We start from the raw sequence: 17,452 nt of genomic DNA, 5'->3' as shown, positions 1-17,452 counted from the left end.
TATCATTACCAAATGAAGGGAGCCTATTCACCAAAAAAGCAAATCACCCTAGGATGATTTGCTTTTCCATTTAACTATTGTTTAATTTGAATACTATTTAACGTTGCAAAGACGCCGTTATTCTCTATTAATTCATCGTATGTGCCTTGCTCAACAATACCGTCCTTCGTCACAACAACAATATGATCTGCATGACGAATGGTTGCCAATCGGTGCGCAATTACAAGTGTTGTACGATCCTCAGCCAGTTCTTTTAGTGATTGCTGAATGAGTGCTTCTGTCTCTGTATCTAAAGCAGATGTCGCTTCATCTAGTATTAAGATTGGAGGATTCTTCAAGAACGTACGTGCAATAGCAATACGCTGCTTCTGTCCGCCAGATAACTTCAAACCACGCTGACCAATTTGCGTATCATATCCATTCGGAAGGGATTCAACAAGCGCGTCTAAATTCGCTAGTTTGGCAGCATGGTAGATGTCTTCATCCGTTGCATGTAAATTACCATAACGAATATTTTCTCTCAACGTTCCACCGAATAAAAAGACATCTTGCTGTACAATCCCAATTTGTGAACGAAGAGATTCTTTCGTCATCTCTGTAATATTGATGCCATTAATCGTAATCGCTCCACCATTAATATCGTAGAAGCGTGGAATTAAAGAACTAATGGTTGTTTTTCCAGCTCCAGATGGACCAACAAAAGCAACCGTCTTTCCTGCTGGAATGACTAAATCAACATTCTTTAATACTGGTCGGTTTTCTTCATAACCGAACGTTACATCGTTAAACTCAATGGCACCATCTAAAAGAGGAGCAGGTTTTGCGTCTTCTTTATCAACGACATCAACTTCTTCATCCATTAAATCAGTGAAACGCTTAAACCCTGCCATTCCTTTTGGATATAATTCAAGTATGGCACTGATTTTCTCAATAGGTTTGAATAAAATATTAATATATAGAATGAAAAGAACAAATTCTCCTACATCAATCGTCTCAACATAAAGCAGCCATGCACCGTAAATAAGCACAGACAAAATCATTAAGCGAGTCGCCAAAAAGATTCCTGAAGACGTGTAGCCCATTACTTTATAGCCGCCTACTTTTGCATTACGGAAGCGTTTATTGTTTTCACGGAACGTCTCAACTTCATGATCCTCATTCGTAAACGATTGAACGACACGCATACCGGATACGCTATCTTCTACTCGTGCATTTACATCACCAATTTCCGCATACATCTTTCTCCATGCTTTATTCATTTTAATATTGGTATATGTAATTAAAGCAATTAAAATAGGAACAAAAATCAATGCAATAAGTGCTAAGCTTGGATTTACATAGAACATAATGCTAAATGCACCAACGAACGTCATGACTGCAATAAATAAATCTTCTGGTCCATGGTGAGCGAGTTCACCAATATCAAATAAGTCATTTGTAATTCGACTTATAATATGTCCTGTTTTCGTATTATCAAAGAATCGAAACGACTGCCTTTGTACACTTTCAAATAAATCTTGTCGCATGTCTGTTTCAATATTGATTCCTAACTTATGCCCAAGAAAGTTTACATTGTACTGTAAATAAGCACTAACTAAGTAGGTAGCCAATAAACCTCCGGACACCCATACTACGGTTCCCCATTCTTGTTCAGGCAATAGTGTATTAATAAACCACTGCACCACAAGCGGGAAAATTAAATCTAAAATTGCTACTACGATGGCACTAAAAAAATCAACATAAAACAAGCGTTTATGCGGTACGTAGTAAGCAAAAAAGCGTTTTAACATGATTTACCTCTCTCTCTGCCTAATCAGCAGACCCCTCCTTAATTTAACGAAAGGAAACAAAAAATGCAAAGGTTATTTACTGACAATAAGGACAATAATACAATCTTCGTCCATTTTTCGTTACTTTCACAATCGTTTCCCCACACGCATAGCATAATTTACCTTCACGGTTAAACACATAGTGGCGATAATCCCGGCGTTTTTTCCCTGCATTCCTTAATTCATTCGCCAATGGATGACTCACAGTTATGCCTTCTGTTTCATAAGAGCGCTCTGACAACGTGATCAGTGCTTCTGCCATTGCATGTTGCTGCTCATCTGAACATTCACTAGGTTTAGCATCAGGGGAGATACCTGCTACATAAAGCAGTTCACTTCGCAAATAGTTTCCGTTCCCAGCTACGAAGCCTTGATCTAGTAAAAGCGCACTCCACGACCGGTTTTTAAACGTACTTGATTGCATACGCTCTAAAAGCAGTGATTCGGTTACGTAATCAGATAAGACATCTGGCCCAGCTTTCGCAATAAACGGATGGTTTACAAGCTCGTCTGTTTTAAGAACTTCAATATCAGAAGCACTGTATAGTAGCGCTGCTTTCTTTCCTGTGTAGAGCGCCAGACGTAGCTGCCGTTTTGTTGTAGGATACGTGAACGCTTTTCGGATCATCCATTTGCCATACAATTGATTATGAGAATAAATGCTATATCCATTAGAAAAATGAATAAGCATGGCTTTTCCCTTTGTTCGTACCGCCTCTACTTTGGCAGCTACTAAATGGTCTTCATGTTCTTTTAAATGCGGAAAAGCAAAATAGACTTCAACTAAGGTTTGTCCTTTAACAGCTTGTTCCACCTCAAATGCGGCTCTTCTTATTTCTGGACCTTCTGGCATGACGCTCCTCCTACATACACAGAAGCCCTGTTAATTAATCATTAACAGGGTCTTCAAGATCTTCTCCTATTGTAATGACTTCCGTTTCCAGCATAACCCCAAACGTTTCATGTACTTTTTCACGCACATATTGAACGAGGTTCATGTAGTCTGTCGCTGTAGAACCATCGACATTCACGATAAAACCAGCATGCTTTTTTGAGACTTCTGCTCCGCCTATTCTTGTTCCTTGCAAACCACTTTCTTGAATGAGTTTGCCTGCGAACATTCCTGGTGGTCGCTTAAAAACACTCCCACAGGAAGGATACTCAAGAGGCTGCTTCGTCTCTCTTGCAATCGTTAATTCATCCATCTTTTGTTTTATTTGAACAGCATCGCCTTTTTCAAGTAACATCGTACCTTCTAACGCAATATAACGTTTCTTCGAGAACACGCTTTTACGGTAGTCAAACTCAAACTCATCCTTTTGAAGTGTGAGAAAATCGCCTTCTTCTGTTAGCACAAGCACACTTTCAAGTACGTCGGCAATTTGGCCTCCATAGGCGCCGGCATTCATGTAAAAAGCACCACCCACGGTTCCTGGAATACCGCAAGCAAATTCAAGGCCAGTTAACGATTGTGTTAGAGCTTCTCTTGATGCACCAATAATGGTCGCACCTGTTTGCGCAACCATCTTTGTTCCTGTAATCGTAACCTTATTTAATTGCTTTAGACAGAGGGTAATCCCTCGAATTCCACCATCTTTTACAATGACATTTGATCCGTTCCCGAGTAATGTAACCGGAACTTGATGGGCATGCGCAAATCGTAAAACGAGTTGTGTTTCTTCGTAGGTGTTTGGCGTAATAAATAAATCTGCTAAACCACCCATTTGCGTGTACGTATGCTTGTAAATTGGTTCATCTTGTCGTACCACTTCATTCGGTAGTTCATTTAATAATGCTTCACAGCGTTCTATATATTCGTTCATTATCATCGTCCTCTAATTAAGGTCATCACTCACTTACCTTTTAAACGATATGCCTAGTGTACCTATATGCATTCGTCATGGTGAATGTGCCCGATTTGCCTCCTTTTATTCTATACAGGATAGGCGTAAACAGTATCTTCCCTATTATGAAGGAAAACCATACAAAAAAACAGACCAAACTTCTGTTTTAGCTAAAGCTCAATGACAGACAGAATGGAACTTTGACTCGAAAAAAGGTTGTCTACATTTAGTTGAATGAATCTCGACAATCCCCAAACTAATCGGGTCGCTTTAACGAAAAAAATTCACCTAAACCGGCATAGTTTGGTCCAGATAGCCTAGCAACAGGCTTCAATTTGTCAGGAAGTACGTAGTTTTTTTCTTTATTATAAACGGTTTCGTCTAGATGAATGACGATTACCCTAGCGATAAGTAAGTCAAAAGAGACTTCTCCTTCATCATTTTGAATTGGTAGATGAGATTCAAGCTGACATTCAAAGCGTACTAGAGCCTCTTTAATTCCTGGTACTTGGATGGATGTGCTTTCTACAAGACTAAGGGAAGTTAAATCCACTTCACTTTCCTCAGGCTTTAGCGTCGCAGCCGTTTGATTCATATCAGACACAAGATCCTCATGAACGACATGGATAACGAGTTCCTTCGAGGCAACCGCATTTCGAGCAGTATCTTTCATCAATCCTTTTTTTCTCCCTACAGCAATTGAAAGCAACGGCGGGTCACCTGCCAACATGGAAAAAAAACTAAAAGGAGCAGCATTCGTCTTTCCGCTTTCAGTCGAGCGCGTCGTCACAAACGCAATTGGACGTGGTATCACTGTACCACTTAAAAGTTTATAGCGTTCTTTTGCCGTTAAATTCATTACATTAATTTTATGCATCAACGAGTTCCTTTCTCACTTAGGTTAACCATCTCGTTATTGGTAGATTAGGAAAATAGTAGCCAGTGCATTTCCTAATGATCCTTAAACAGGTAGTATGTTCCAGTGAATGAATCCTTCGTATTGTCTCTTAAAAAATATTTATTTGATTTATTTTATTATACAACAACTCTGTTTTACAATTGTTTCTCTTCAACCATTTCATTGCTCTTATCCTCATCACGTTGTTAAGAAATTCGCTTTCTATATCCAATTAGAATTTATTTTATTTGTATATAAAAAATGTCATGTTCACCTTGTAAGCGCTGTTGATCTTTTTCCGTACGCAAACTAGCTCTTTTTTCTAGTTTCTAACAATCAACTGTTTAGAGACGAATATTCAATTCTATTTCCAAATCAATCTTCGTAAAATTCATACGCTAGCTTTACAAAATCTCAAATTAAATGAAGTGAAAATTTAGTGAAATAAACTTTTCTACTAAAGTTTTTTTCTATTTTTGTGTTTAAAATGCTAATTGACTGAATTTTATATAGTCGTTATACTCTGGATTAACTTTCTCATCTTTTTTCATTTTTTCTAACACTTTTTTTAAATGATGAAGCTAAAGATGAAACTGTTACTGCAAGAATTGCAACTTATGCGAGAAGGGGGAAACGTTTTTGAAAAAGATTAGTGCATTACTTTTAGGGGTCAGTGTATGTTTAGCAGCATGTGGAGGCGAGACAGAAGATGTTCAGTCTCTTGATGAGGGAGCTGCCTCTATTGATGAAGAGAACAGAACATTAACCATTGCTTTAGGAACAGATGTCGTCTCGTTTGATATTCATGACCATAATAATACGTCTACCGAGGCTGTGCACGACAACATGTTTAACTATTTATTTAAACGGGATAGCGAAAACGAGATACAACCAGAACTTGTAGATACGTATGAGCACATTGATGATGTAACGGTAGAAATGACATTAAAAGAAGGAGTTACCTTCCACAATGGCGATCCACTAACGTCAGAAGACGTGAAGTTTACACTTGAACGTGTGGCAAATGATGACACATTGCAAGAGTATCCTAACTATCGTCAAATAAAAGAAGTGGACATTATGGATGACTTAACATTCCGAGTCATTACGCATGAAGAGGAACCTTCCCTATTCCACCGACTATCGAGATTAGGTTCAAGCATTCTACCAAAAACGTACATAGAAGAAGAAGGATGGGATCATTTCCTAGCCAATCCGATTGGAACAGGACCTTACCAGTTTGAGGAATGGGTACGCGACTCACAAGTTGTCATGACGCCGTATACTGAATATTTCGAAGGCGAAGTGGATGAATGGGATGAAGTCATTTTCCGTGTCATACCAGAAAATTCCACACGCGTATCTGAACTTTTAACTGGCGGTGTGGATATTGCCGTTAATGTACCTCCTGCAGATTGGGATCGTGTTAATGGAAATGCAGGTACGTCGATGGCATCAGAAACGTCTAACCGAACGATGATGCTCATTCTCCGTGCTACAGAAGGGTTTCCAACAGCTGATGTTAGAGTTCGTCAGGCACTCAACCTAGCTATAAACAATGAAGCTATTACAGAGAACGCCCTTCGAGGCGGTGGCGTACCAACAAGAACGAGAGTTGCTCCTGGCAATTTCGGAGCGGAAGAATCCTTGTATGATTCATATGATTATGATGTCGAACAAGCTCAAGCCCTTATGGATGAAGCAGGTTACCCTGATGGATTTGAAATGACGCTACATTCCCCGCGTGGACGCTATTTGCAGGATGCTGAAATCGCAGAACTTGTAGGCGGCATGCTAAAAGCCATAAATGTAGATGTTACGGTTGAATTTATGGAGTGGAGTAATTTCGTGGAAATGCGTCAAGCTGGCACGAACAAAGATGCTTATTTAATTGGTTTAGGTAACTCCATGTTTGATGGCGCGTATGCAGTGGACTGGTATCGAGGAGATCGTTTCGTTGGTGAAACGGACTATCAAAACGATGAAATTGATGCATTACTTGATGCTTCGGCAATCAATATGGATGAAGCAGAACGTGCTGAGCAAATTCAGGAAATTCAGCGTATCGCTAATGAGGAACAGCCTCACATTATGCTTCACCAAGAAACTGTCAATTATGGAGTCAATGATCGGGTCAACTTCTCACCTGCAATGGATGAAATGATTTATGTTCCATCCATCTCAAAAAACTAATTGTAACGGCCAGGGAAATCCTGGCCTTTCCTAAGAAAAAGGAGGCGACGATTTGGGTTTATTTTTATTGAAACGCCTTGCGCAAATCATCCCTGTTCTACTTATTATTTCGTTTATCGTATTTGCACTTGTTTTTATAGCCGGTAATCCTGTGGCGCTTATGTTGCCGGACGATGCCTCTCAAGAAGATATTGCTCAATTAACCGCTTCTCTCGGTCTTGATAAACCTTTTATTGTCCAGTACGGTCACTATTTACTTAACTTGATACAAGGAGACTTTGGGGAATCATTTCGATACAGCACAAGTGCACTGCCTCTTGTACTCGAACGACTTCCAGCCACATTGGAGTTAGCTATAGCAGCAATGATTATTGCTGTTACGGTAGCTATTCCTCTTGGTATTTGGTCTGCTACACAACAAAATACACCGTTAGACTTACTTGCTTCAGGCGGAGCAGTACTTGGAAAAGCCATGCCTAATTTCTGGTTAGGTATTATGCTCATTTTACTGTTTTCTGTCACGTTGGGATGGCTACCTGTATCAGGAAGAGGAACATTTGCTCATTTACTTTTACCTGCCATCACACTTGCAACTGGTATTGCAGCCGAAATTACACGGTTGCTACGCTCCAATATGATCGAAATTTTAAATCAAGATTATATCCGCACTGCTAAAAGTAAGGGAATTCGCAATCTTTTTGTCGTTTACAAACACGCATTTCGTAATTCATTAATCCCCCTAATTACCATCACCGCACTTCAAACGTCAACGGTGGTCGGTGGGACGTTAATTACGGAAACCGTCTTTTCTTGGCCTGGTCTTGGACAATTGTTAATACAAGCCGTAAATACAAGGGATATGGCTATTGTTCAAGCATGCGTATTTGTCATTGCCATTCTAGTAATTTTAATGAATTTGCTTGCTGACATTTTGTACAGGCTGTTAGATCCGCGGATTAAATATGACTAAAGGAGGCCTTCTAAATGGCTTTACAACCAGAACCGCAACTGCCTGGCTCTCAACAACTAAGTACACCTATTAGGAAAGGACGACTCAAACGCTGGAGTCAATTGTTGTGGCGAAGTAAGACAGGGACAGTTGGTTTTTTTATCGTTGTTGCTGTCATTTTAGTGGCAGCTTTTGCTAGTGTATTAGCGCCTCACGATCCCAATGAAATTAACCCCATTAATATGTTACAGCCACCAATGTGGATTGAAGGAGGCTCCATCAGCCATATACTAGGAACCGATAATCTTGGACGGGATATATTGAGCCGAATTATTTACGGTTCCCAAATCTCTTTATTAGTCGGAATAGCTTCCGTTGTTGTTGCCGGAATCATCGGTGTCACAATTGGCATCATAGCTGGCTTTTACGGGGGATGGATTGATTCCATTTTAATGCGATTAGTCGATTCTTTTTTATCCATCCCTAATATCTTATTTGCTCTTGTTATTTTAAGCGTATTTGGTCCCAGTGTCTGGACGCTCATATTTGTTCTTGGGGTTACAAACTGGGTAAATTACGCGCGACTTGTTCGAGGGGAAGTACTCTCAATTAAAGAAAGGGAGTTTGTAAAAGCAGCTCGTTCTATCGGTGTAAAGAATCGGGTTATTATGTATCGTCATTTATTACCGAATGTCATCTCTTCTTTTATTGTTATCTCCACCTTAAGTGTCGCAACCACCATTATTTTAGAAGCGTCTTTAAGCTTCCTTGGTTTAGGTATACAGTCACCTGATATTTCTTGGGGTGGGATTTTAAGTGACGGACGGGATTATTTGGCAACAAGCTGGTGGCTCGCAACATTCCCTGGATTAGCCATTACAGTAGCAGTATTAGGAATAATTTTTTTAGGCGATTGGCTTCGCGATGTTCTCGATCCTCGTAGCCAAACCCGTCGGTAAGGAGAAGGTAAACATGAGCGAAGACGTTCTTTTGTCAGTAGAAAACCTGCAAACACATTTCTTTACAGAGAATGGTGCTGTTCCGTCTGTGAATGGTGTATCTTTTTCAATTAAACACGGGGAAACAGTTGCAATCGTAGGCGAATCGGGTTGTGGTAAAAGCGTGACTTCCTTATCAATAATGGGACTTGTGTCCTCCCCAGGAAAAATTGTCGGCGGTTCCGTTAGGTTTAATGGTCAAGATTTGATTGGCATTAGCGATAAACAGTATCGTAAATTAAGAGGCAATGACTTATCGATGATTTTTCAAGAGCCACTCACCTCTTTAAATCCTTTATTTACAATCGGAAATCAGTTAGCAGAAGTAATCTTACTGCACCAAAACGTATCAAAAGAGCAAGCGAAAGAAAAAGGCATTGATATGCTTAAAAAAGTCGGAATTCCGCGAGCTGAAAAGGTCTACCGTTCCTTCCCACATTCCTTAAGTGGCGGTATGAGACAGCGTGTTATGATTGCTATCGCACTTGCTTGTAGCCCTAAATTACTCATTGCTGACGAACCTACTACAGCTTTAGATGTGACCATCCAAGCACAAATCTTAGGGTTAATGCGTGATTTAGTTCAAGAAAACGATACAGCGATTATGCTCATTACTCACGATCTTGGCGTTGTAGCAGAAATGGCAGATACTGTCATCGTTATGTACGCAGGGCAAGTCGTTGAAGAAGCAGACGTATTTACATTGTTTGAGAAACCAGCACATCCATATACACAGGGACTACTTGCTAGCACACCAAAAATTAACGAGCTAGAAGAAACATTAACGTCGATAGAAGGAACAGTTCCCACCCCTGAATCAATGCCAACTGGATGTCGCTTTTCTCCTCGCTGCCCTCATGCAATGGAACGTTGTATCACAGAAGCACCACCACTGTTTTCCGCAGAAGCAGGTCAGCATGTCCGTTGTTGGCTTTTCAGCAAAGAGGAGGCAGCAATTGTATGAAAGATGTATTACTTGAAGCAAAAGGATTAACAAAGCATTTTGATGTCAGTGAAGGTTTTCTAAAACGAAATAAACGCTTGCTCCGAGCAGTAGATGGGGTCGATCTTACCATTTATTCTGGCGAAACCCTTGGTGTCGTTGGCGAATCTGGTTGCGGAAAGTCGACGCTTGGCAATGTATTAATGCGCTTGCTTGAACCAACGAGCGGGGAAATCTTATTCGAGGGAAGCGATTTTTCGCAATTACGCGGAGAGCCTTTACGGAAAAAACGCGCGGATATCCAAATGATTTTCCAAGACCCATTTTCTTCGCTTAATCCGCGGATGAGCGTAAAAGATGTCATTGCAGAGCCTCTTAAAACGCATAAAAATGAGTCAGAAAAAAGTATACTTGATCAAGTGTATGAGCTGATGGATGTCGTCGGGCTTGATCGCTCGTATGCGAAGCGCTATCCTCATGAATTTAGTGGTGGTCAGCGGCAAAGAATTGGCATTGCGCGAGCCATCGCCCTAAAGCCTAAACTCATTATATGTGATGAACCTGTTTCAGCCTTAGACGTTTCGATTCAAGCACAAATCTTAAATTTAATGGCACGACTGCAAAAGGAATTTCAGCTTACTTTTCTATTTATTGCCCATGGCTTACCTGCCGTTAAGCATATTAGTGACCGCATCGCTGTGATGTATTTAGGAAAAGTAGTCGAGCTTACGTCTAAAGAGGATTTATTTGAACGTCCTATGCATCCTTATACACAAGGATTAATTAGCGCTGTACCTGTGCCTGATCCAAAACAACGAAACCAAAGGGAGCGGATTGTTCTTGAAGGCGATATGCCAAGCCCTGTTAATCCCCCATCTGGCTGCCGTTTTCATACACGCTGCGCAAATGCGCAGGAAAAATGTGCGATTGAGGAACCTGCGTTTCTTGAAAGAGAACCAGGTCACTTTGTAGCCTGTCATTATCCACTACATTAATCCGTTAAAGAGGTGATTACAATGAAGATCGCGTCAACAGAAGAGATGTTAAACATGCTAGAAAAGCTCGTTAACATTGATAGCGGATCTTATCATAAAGATGGCGTTGACCGAGTTGGACAACAATTAATCGACGCTTATCAAACAATCGGTTTTCATGCAGACATATATGAACAACACACATACGGCAATCATATTGTTCTTATGCATCACGAAGCAACAGAGCCAGACATCCTAGTTGTTGCGCATATGGATACCGTCTTTTTAGAGGGCACAGCGGCAGAACGACCATTTCACATTGTTGGTGATCGCGCTTATGGACCAGGTGTCATAGACATGAAAGCAAGTCATGTCACAACGTTCTCTGCGTTACAAGCACTTCTAAATGCTAATAAGGAAGCCGCTAAAAACGTTGTTGTATTGCTAACGAGTGATGAAGAAATCGGCGCACCATCAGCGCGGAAGCTGATTGAGGCACAAGGTGCAGGCAAGAAAGCCGTGCTTGTGATGGAACCAGCTAGAAAAGACGGTTCCCTCGTCACGTCACGTCGCGGTGGCGGTAGATATACCTTGAAAGTCACAGGAAAAGCGGCTCATTCAGGTATTGAACCAGAAAAAGGACGGAGCGCGATTGAAGAACTTGCGCATAAGACGATTAAGCTACATCAGTTATCTAATCACGAGGAGGGCATCAGTGTGAACGTTGGTATCAGTCATGGTGGTTCCTCTGTCAATACTGTCGCTGATTATGCCGAAGGGAAAGTTGATATTCGCATTACCACTCAAGACCAAGCGGCGCCTTTAGCAAAAGCTATAGAGAACATATGCGCTCAGCCTGATGTTCCTGATACGTCAATAGAACTTGAAGGCGAGATTACCCGCCCACCAATGGAGCGAAACGAGCAAACCATTGCTCTATATGAAATCATTAAAGACGTTGCTTCATCATTAAATATTGATTTAACAGAAACAAGTACGGGGGGCGGATCGGATGCTTCTTTCACTTCTGCACTCGGTATCCCAACAATTGATGGAATGGGACCAATTGGCGGGAATCAGCACAATGACGAGGAATATTTAGAGATTGATTCACTCGTAGAACGAACAAAGTTGCTTGCATTAACGATTGAAAGGTTAAGCAGTTAAATTCAAATCATTGTCTAAGACCAGAAATTAACAATAAACGTTTTAAAAAAATGCGGTGACGCCTACTGAAAAAGGAGCCGCATTTTTTGTATTAAGTTAAAAAGAACACTAACGAACCTATTCCAATAATAAACCCTCATCCTCTATAGTAAGAAGAGGGTGTTTTTTGCTATGATCAAACAAGCTTTTTACTCTTTTTACTCTCTTTGCTCCTTACAAGTGGTGCTATTACCAAGCCGATTTAGAATAATTGCATGTTTCTTGATTCTTTCGCTCATACTTTAAACGAGGTGATCAGCTTGGACCAACTACTGTCCATACTTATACGCACGGTTATTATGTTTATCGCCGTTTTAATTTTCTTTCGTTTAACTGGCAAAAAAGAACTTGGGGAAGTAAGTGTTCTCGATGTCATTATTACCTTAATGATTGCTGAATTAGCTGTCGTTTTAATTGATGATCCAGAACTGCCTTTATATAGGGGTTTAGCACCTATTGCCCTTCTCATTCTATTGCAACGTATCTTTACTTATTTACAAGTAAAGAATCAAAAGTTTCGAGATCTCGTTGATGGAGAACCTGTCATCATAATTAAAGATGGCCAATTTTTGCAAAAAAACCTCTCGGATCAGAATTATAATATTGATGATATTATGTTGCAGCTTCGGGATAAAAACATTGCCGATGTACAAGAAGTTGACTGGGCTATGCTTGAAGCCTCTGGCACATTATCTATCTTTAAAAAAGGGGACAACGCACCCTTTACCTTGCCTCTAATTATGGATGGAGTACTGCAAACAGATCATTTAAACATACTAAATCTAACTGAAGAATGGGTTCACGAACAATTAAATAAAAAGGGCATCGTCGCCGTTGAGCACGTTTTTTACTGTAGTTACTTTAATAACACATTTGCCGTTCAAAAAAAGATTATTACACGTAGTTGAAATAAAGGAAAAAGGGTATAGATGTATAGAAGAGGTGAAGTCAAGTGACCATGTATTCGAAAGCCATGCTCATCTACAATCAAGCAGCTGGACAAGGTGAACTAGAAGATTTACTTAAAGACATTGTTCCTAAATTAGCCCCTTCCATAAAAGAATTCACTTTATACCAAACCGAAAAAGCAGGGGACACGGAAGCTCTATGCGTGGAAAATGGAAGCAAAGTGGACTTAATCCTCATTATGGGTGGAGACGGTACGGTTCACGAATGCGTAAACGGGCTTATGCAGCAAGCTGGCCGTCCTACCGTTGGCATCTTACCAACAGGAACATGCAACGACTTATCTCGCTCATTAAACTGTTCAAAATTAGAAGATGCAGTGGATGCTATACTTGCTGGACAGACGACTGATATTGATATTATTAGCCAAAACGATCGTTACTTTAGTAATTTCTCTGGGGTTGGTCTGATTACAGAAGCATCAAAAGAAATAGAGGAATCCACTAAGGAATCGTTTGGGAAGTTAGGCTATATTATTAGCGCCATCCGCTCCCTAAAAGAACCGACACCTTTTTCCTATGAAGTAACAACCAATACAGGAATAAAAAAAAGCGGAGAGGCCGTTATGATAGTCGCTATGAACGGTCAATACATCGGAACGGTTGGCTTGTTTAAAGACGTTATCTCTTTAAACGATGGCATTCTTCACATGATTATCGTAAAAGAAGCAGGCGCAACATTGCTAAAGAATATGTATAATCAAGCACGCACGGACGAAGGCTGGCTCGATGACCCAGAGCAATTGGAAATGCTTAATGTAAGCCAATGTTCTCTTACTACCTCGCCTGTCCTTGATATTGATAGCGATGGAGAAAAGATAGACAACACACCTGTAACCTATCTTGTTCACGAAAAAGCATTGACCTTTATTCATCATCAATGATAAAAAGAGGAACCAAGTAAGTGTTGGATTCCTCTTTTTTATTTAACAACTTTCATCTGTGCAGGTATCGCCTTGATTCACGACTTGAATCTGAGGTTGATCTTCTTCTTTTACTTTTTCTAATACTTGAAGAAATGCCTCTTTTGGCTGAGCGCCTGAAACAGCATATTTTCGATTAAAAACAAAGAATGGAACGCCTTGAACGCCAATTTGGCTTCCTTCTGCCTGATCTTGCATGACAACGTCCTTATATTGATCGCTGTCTAGTACGGCGTTAACCTCTTCTTTCGATAGACCAGCCTTTGCCCCAATGTTGATTAACTCCTCTCGGTCACCAACATAGCGTCCCTGAACAAAATGCGCGTCTAATAGCGCCTCCATTACTTCTCCCATTTTCCCTTTTTCTTTCGCCAAATGACTTAAGCGATGAGCATCCATTGTATTCACAACTCGGATACTCTCTAGATCATAGTTTAAACCTACTTCTTTCGCCTGAGCAGTAACTTGACTATTCATTTCCTTTGCCTTTTCAACAGGAATATTGTATTTTTTCGCAAGAACCGTAACCATGGACTCTGTTGAGTGGTGTGGTGCATTCGGGTCAAGCTGAAAACTTTTAAACGTCACGTCAACAGGTTGATCAAATTCGTCTAGAGCCTGTTCAAACTTCCTCTTCCCAATATAACAAAACGGACATGCAATATCCGACCAAATCTCTACTTTCATTCTTTATTCACCCCTTCTTTTTTATACGATATACCCATCAGTAAACAAGTGCAACGGATGTGCTCGGCCATCATTTTAAACCATTTTTTAAAAAAATTATAAAAAAAAGTGATCCAATGTGATCTCTCCTGCGTTAGCTAGGTAAGTAAAAACAATAAAGCTTTTTAAAAGGAGGTTCTGTCATGTTTACAGATATTCTCGTACAAGCTTTTGAATCAGTTTCTAGCATTATCGGCACTCTTGGCTAATTCTTTTTTTCTTATTTTCAAACTGGAGGTGGATTTTATGTTTACAGATATTCTTGTTCAAGCTTTTGAATCAGTTTCTAGCATTATCGGCACTCTTGGCTAATTCTCTTTTTCCTTATTTTCAAACTGGAGGTGGACCTTATGTTTACAGATATTCTTGTTCAAGCTTTTGAATCAGTTTCTAGCATTATCGGCACTCTTGGGTAATTCTCTTTTTCCTTATTTTCAAACTGGAGGTGGATCTTATGTTTACAGATATTCTCGTTCAAGCTTTTGAATCAGTTTCTAGCATTATCGGCACTCTTGGGTAATTCTCTTTTTCCTTATTTTCAAACTGGAGGTGGATCTTATGTTTACAGATATTCTTGTTCAAGCTTTTGAATCAGTTTCTAGCATTATCGGTACTCTTGGTTAATTTTCTTTTTCCTTATTTTCAAACTGGAGGTGGACCTTATGTTTACAGATATTCTCGTACAAGCTTTTGAATCAGTTTCTAGCATTATCGGCACTCTTGGCTAATTCTTTTTTCCTTATTTTCAAACTGGAGGTGGATCAAATGCTCACAGACGTACTTACACAACTTTTTGAATCGGTTTCTAGCATCGTGGGAACTCTTGGGTAACCAATATGAACGGGCAGTGATCCTTATCGCTGCTCGCTTTTTTTGTTTTTAACACGCCAAAGCACTATACACGGCTACCTCCTCCAATGGCCCCTAACGTCTTTAGCAACCTTCTTTTTGGCAAACCCTCATAAGATTAGTGTAGTATGGAGACAGTGATTGCTTAAAGGAGCAAATGATATGAAGCATACAGCGCTTATTACCGGTGCAACAAGCGGAATTGGCTTTGAAACAGCCAAGTTTTTACTAGCGAGCAACTATCGGGTAATCATTGCCAGTCGAAATAAAGAAAAAGGGGAAGCCACCGTTAGACTTCTCCGCTCTTATGGAGCTGTCTCTTTTTCTTTCCTCGATTTAGGGAACCTTTCTTCCATTCAAGCCTTTTCAGAAAGCGTACCATTTTCAAGATTGGATTTACTTATCAATAATGCAGGGGTTATGAATCCACCATATGAGCTTACAGTAGACGGTTTTGAAAGACAGTTTGGTACGAATCATCTTGGTCACTTCGCATTGACCGGGTACCTTTTGCCACTCTTAACTTCTACTCCTTCATCCCGTATTGTGACGATCACAAGTATCGCTGCCATTAAAGGAACGATTCAGTTTGCTAATTACAATGGAGACTACGGTTACAATCCAATGACCTTTTACCGACAGAGTAAGCTTGCCAACTTTTTATTTGCTCGAGAGCTGGATCGACGTTTAAAAGTACATCAAAAATCCACTATTAGTGTCGCTTGCCACCCTGGGCTAGCTTATTCAAACTTGCTCTCCAAAGGCTCAGGCAAGAAAGCCCATTGGTTGATTCGCAGCATTTTACCCTATCTTGTTCAATCAGCTGAACAAGGCGCTGCATCGACATGTTATGCTGCCACAAATGCCATGCTTAACGGTGGAGAATGGATTGGGCCTAGTGGCTATAGGGAATGGTACGGAAAACCTAAACCTCAAACAACTGGGGATACTATTTTTAATAAACACCAAGCGGGGTCTTTATGGTCGCTTTCAGAAAAACGAACCGGCATCTATTATTTATCGTAAGGAGTGTTTACTTATGTCTGATCAAATGTATATGAAGCTAGCCCTTGAAAATGCAAAAGCCATGCTAGGTCAAACAGGGGCAAACCCTATTGTCGGCTGCGTACTTGTAAAAGAAAGTCGAGTGGTTGGAATAGGTTCTCATTTAAAAGAAGGAGGGCCACATGCAGAAATTCATGCGCTTCAAATGGCGGGAGAGCATGCAAAAGGTTCAACAGCTTATGTTACCCTCGAACCATGCTCACACACAGGCAAAACAGGTCCTTGCGCAGATGCTTTAGTGAAAGCCGGTGTAAAGAAAGTCGTAGTCGCTTCACTTGATCCCAACCCTAAAGTAGCTGGTAACGGAATAAAACGTCTCAAAGATGCTGGCGTTTTAGTCGAAGTTGGCTTATTAGAAGAAGATGCTACACAATTAAATGAAGTATTTAACTTTGCTATCGTTCAAAAAAGACCGTTCGTGACGTTAAAAGCTGCTGTCTCCCTTGACGGGAAAATTGCTACGAAAACGACTCACAGCAAATGGATTACATCCCCTCCTGCACGGGAAGATGTACATCGACTTCGAAGTGAACATCAAGGTATTATTGTCGGCATTGAGACCGTCTTAAAAGACAACCCCTCATTAACGGCTCGTATTCCTAATGGGAGAAACCCGGTTCGCATTATCGTTGATTCGCAAATGCGTATACCGTTAGACTGTAACGTAGTCAATGATGGGGAAGCCCCTATCTATCTCTTTACCTCTGCTGCACCAGCTCATAGAGCCAAAGAAGCCGCATTAAAAGAGAAAGGTGTACACATCTTTTACACAACGAATCAGGAGAAGGTCGATGTAGATGAGATGCTTGCTACGTTATTCTCAAAAGGCATCACCTCAACGCTTCTAGAAGCTGGTGGCACATTAAATGCTGCTTTTCTAGAGCAGCAACACGTACAGAAATGTATTATTTATATCGCGCCAAAACTTATTGGTGGACGAGATGCACGAAGCTTTTTTGAAGGAATCGGTATCGAAACAATGGATCAGGCGATTCCACTGAAGTGGGCAGAAAGCTCCGTTATAGGACCTGACCTAAAGATTGTTGCTTATCCTCAATATGAAAATAAAAAAACCTAAATGCGCTTTAAA

At 40.5% G+C, this 17,452-nt stretch carries 15 protein-coding genes; 10 read left to right on the top strand and 5 right to left on the bottom strand.

Annotated features, from left to right (window positions below; all coding sequences use genetic code 11):
• Nucleotides 1–74: 74 nt before the first annotated feature.
• From BK583_RS01280 to BK583_RS01265, 4 genes are all read right to left on the bottom strand, one after another.
• On the bottom strand, nt 75–1,790 hold the full coding sequence (locus tag BK583_RS01280) for an ABC transporter ATP-binding protein (protein ID WP_055736171.1): 1,716 nt from the start codon (nt 1,788–1,790) through the stop codon (nt 75–77).
• A gap of 76 nt (nt 1,791–1,866) precedes the next feature.
• Nucleotides 1,867–2,682 carry an endonuclease VIII gene (gene nei / locus BK583_RS01275; RefSeq protein WP_055736170.1) on the bottom strand — a complete coding sequence of 272 codons (816 nt, stop codon included), beginning with the start codon at nt 2,680–2,682 and terminating at the stop codon, nt 1,867–1,869.
• A gap of 34 nt (nt 2,683–2,716) precedes the next feature.
• On the bottom strand, nt 2,717–3,652 hold the full coding sequence (gene murB / locus BK583_RS01270; RefSeq protein WP_139366145.1) for a UDP-N-acetylmuramate dehydrogenase: 936 nt from the start codon (nt 3,650–3,652) through the stop codon (nt 2,717–2,719).
• Between the two features lie 277 nt (nt 3,653–3,929).
• The gene (locus BK583_RS01265; RefSeq protein WP_055736168.1) at nt 3,930–4,550 is read right to left on the bottom strand and encodes a flavin reductase family protein; all 621 of its coding nucleotides are present in this window, start codon (nt 4,548–4,550) and stop codon (nt 3,930–3,932) included.
• A 660-nt stretch (nt 4,551–5,210) separates the two neighbouring features.
• On the opposite strand from BK583_RS01265, the gene BK583_RS01260 reads away from it, so the two are divergent.
• From BK583_RS01260 to BK583_RS01225, 8 genes are all read left to right on the top strand, one after another.
• Complete coding sequence (locus tag BK583_RS01260; RefSeq protein WP_055736167.1) at nt 5,211–6,764, top strand: ABC transporter substrate-binding protein; 1,554 nt, start codon at nt 5,211–5,213, stop codon at nt 6,762–6,764.
• 52 nt (nt 6,765–6,816) lie between these two features.
• Nucleotides 6,817–7,734 carry an ABC transporter permease gene (locus BK583_RS01255; protein ID WP_038484399.1) on the top strand — a complete coding sequence of 306 codons (918 nt, stop codon included), beginning with the start codon at nt 6,817–6,819 and terminating at the stop codon, nt 7,732–7,734.
• 14 nt (nt 7,735–7,748) lie between these two features.
• Entirely contained in the window at nt 7,749–8,672 is a 924-nt protein-coding gene (locus BK583_RS01250; RefSeq protein WP_055736166.1) for an ABC transporter permease, read from the top strand.
• Nucleotides 8,673–8,685: 13 nt separating this feature from the next.
• Nucleotides 8,686–9,675 (top strand): ABC transporter ATP-binding protein, encoded by a 990-nt coding sequence (locus BK583_RS01245; protein WP_055736165.1) that lies wholly within the window; start codon nt 8,686–8,688, stop codon nt 9,673–9,675.
• The gene (locus BK583_RS01240) at nt 9,672–10,649 is read left to right on the top strand and encodes an ABC transporter ATP-binding protein (RefSeq protein WP_038484407.1); all 978 of its coding nucleotides are present in this window, start codon (nt 9,672–9,674) and stop codon (nt 10,647–10,649) included. Before BK583_RS01245 ends, BK583_RS01240 begins: the two co-directional genes overlap by 4 nt.
• A 21-nt stretch (nt 10,650–10,670) precedes the next feature.
• Nucleotides 10,671–11,795: a M20 family metallopeptidase gene (locus BK583_RS01235; protein ID WP_055736164.1), complete on the top strand. Its 1,125-nt coding sequence runs from the start codon at nt 10,671–10,673 to the stop codon at nt 11,793–11,795.
• Nucleotides 11,796–12,094: 299 nt separating this feature from the next.
• Complete coding sequence (locus BK583_RS01230; protein ID WP_038484429.1) at nt 12,095–12,742, top strand: DUF421 domain-containing protein; 648 nt, start codon at nt 12,095–12,097, stop codon at nt 12,740–12,742.
• 50 nt (nt 12,743–12,792) lie between these two features.
• Nucleotides 12,793–13,683, top strand: a complete 891-nt coding sequence (locus BK583_RS01225; RefSeq protein ID WP_055736372.1) for a diacylglycerol/lipid kinase family protein — start codon at nt 12,793–12,795, stop codon at nt 13,681–13,683.
• A gap of 42 nt (nt 13,684–13,725) precedes the next feature.
• Here the strand turns inward: BK583_RS01225 and BK583_RS01220 are convergent, their stop codons facing one another.
• Entirely contained in the window at nt 13,726–14,409 is a 684-nt protein-coding gene (locus BK583_RS01220) for a DsbA family oxidoreductase (protein WP_038484431.1), read from the bottom strand.
• A gap of 1,050 nt (nt 14,410–15,459) precedes the next feature.
• Between BK583_RS01220 and BK583_RS01215 the strand changes: the two genes are divergently transcribed.
• Nucleotides 15,460–16,323: an oxidoreductase gene (locus tag BK583_RS01215; protein ID WP_055736163.1), complete on the top strand. Its 864-nt coding sequence runs from the start codon at nt 15,460–15,462 to the stop codon at nt 16,321–16,323.
• A gap of 13 nt (nt 16,324–16,336) precedes the next feature.
• The gene (ribD, locus tag BK583_RS01210; protein ID WP_055736162.1) at nt 16,337–17,440 is read left to right on the top strand and encodes a bifunctional diaminohydroxyphosphoribosylaminopyrimidine deaminase/5-amino-6-(5-phosphoribosylamino)uracil reductase RibD; all 1,104 of its coding nucleotides are present in this window, start codon (nt 16,337–16,339) and stop codon (nt 17,438–17,440) included.
• Nucleotides 17,441–17,452: the final 12 nt, after the last annotated feature.

This window comes from Shouchella oshimensis (assembly GCF_002019765.1).
Classification (GTDB): domain Bacteria; phylum Bacillota; class Bacilli; order Bacillales; family Bacillaceae_D; genus Shouchella; species Shouchella oshimensis.
This window is presented reverse-complemented; position numbering and strand designations above follow the sequence as displayed.

What these genes read in the sequence shown, in the direction of transcription:
- BK583_RS01280 (WP_055736171.1), bottom strand. Translation starts at nt 1,790, where the DNA reads ATGTTAAAACGCTTTTTTGCTTACTACGTACCGCATAAACGCTTGTTT.
- nei (WP_055736170.1), bottom strand. Translation starts at nt 2,682, where the DNA reads ATGCCAGAAGGTCCAGAAATAAGAAGAGCCGCATTTGAGGTGGAACAA.
- murB (WP_139366145.1), bottom strand. Translation starts at nt 3,652, where the DNA reads ATGAACGAATATATAGAACGCTGTGAAGCATTATTAAATGAACTACCG.
- BK583_RS01265 (WP_055736168.1), bottom strand. Translation starts at nt 4,550, where the DNA reads ATGCATAAAATTAATGTAATGAATTTAACGGCAAAAGAACGCTATAAA.
- BK583_RS01250 (WP_055736166.1), top strand. Translation starts at nt 7,749, where the DNA reads ATGGCTTTACAACCAGAACCGCAACTGCCTGGCTCTCAACAACTAAGT.
- BK583_RS01245 (WP_055736165.1), top strand. Translation starts at nt 8,686, where the DNA reads ATGAGCGAAGACGTTCTTTTGTCAGTAGAAAACCTGCAAACACATTTC.
- BK583_RS01240 (WP_038484407.1), top strand. Translation starts at nt 9,672, where the DNA reads ATGAAAGATGTATTACTTGAAGCAAAAGGATTAACAAAGCATTTTGAT.
- BK583_RS01235 (WP_055736164.1), top strand. Translation starts at nt 10,671, where the DNA reads ATGAAGATCGCGTCAACAGAAGAGATGTTAAACATGCTAGAAAAGCTC.
- BK583_RS01225 (WP_055736372.1), top strand. Translation starts at nt 12,793, where the DNA reads ATGTATTCGAAAGCCATGCTCATCTACAATCAAGCAGCTGGACAAGGT.
- BK583_RS01220 (WP_038484431.1), bottom strand. Translation starts at nt 14,409, where the DNA reads ATGAAAGTAGAGATTTGGTCGGATATTGCATGTCCGTTTTGTTATATT.
- BK583_RS01215 (WP_055736163.1), top strand. Translation starts at nt 15,460, where the DNA reads ATGAAGCATACAGCGCTTATTACCGGTGCAACAAGCGGAATTGGCTTT.
- ribD (WP_055736162.1), top strand. Translation starts at nt 16,337, where the DNA reads ATGTCTGATCAAATGTATATGAAGCTAGCCCTTGAAAATGCAAAAGCC.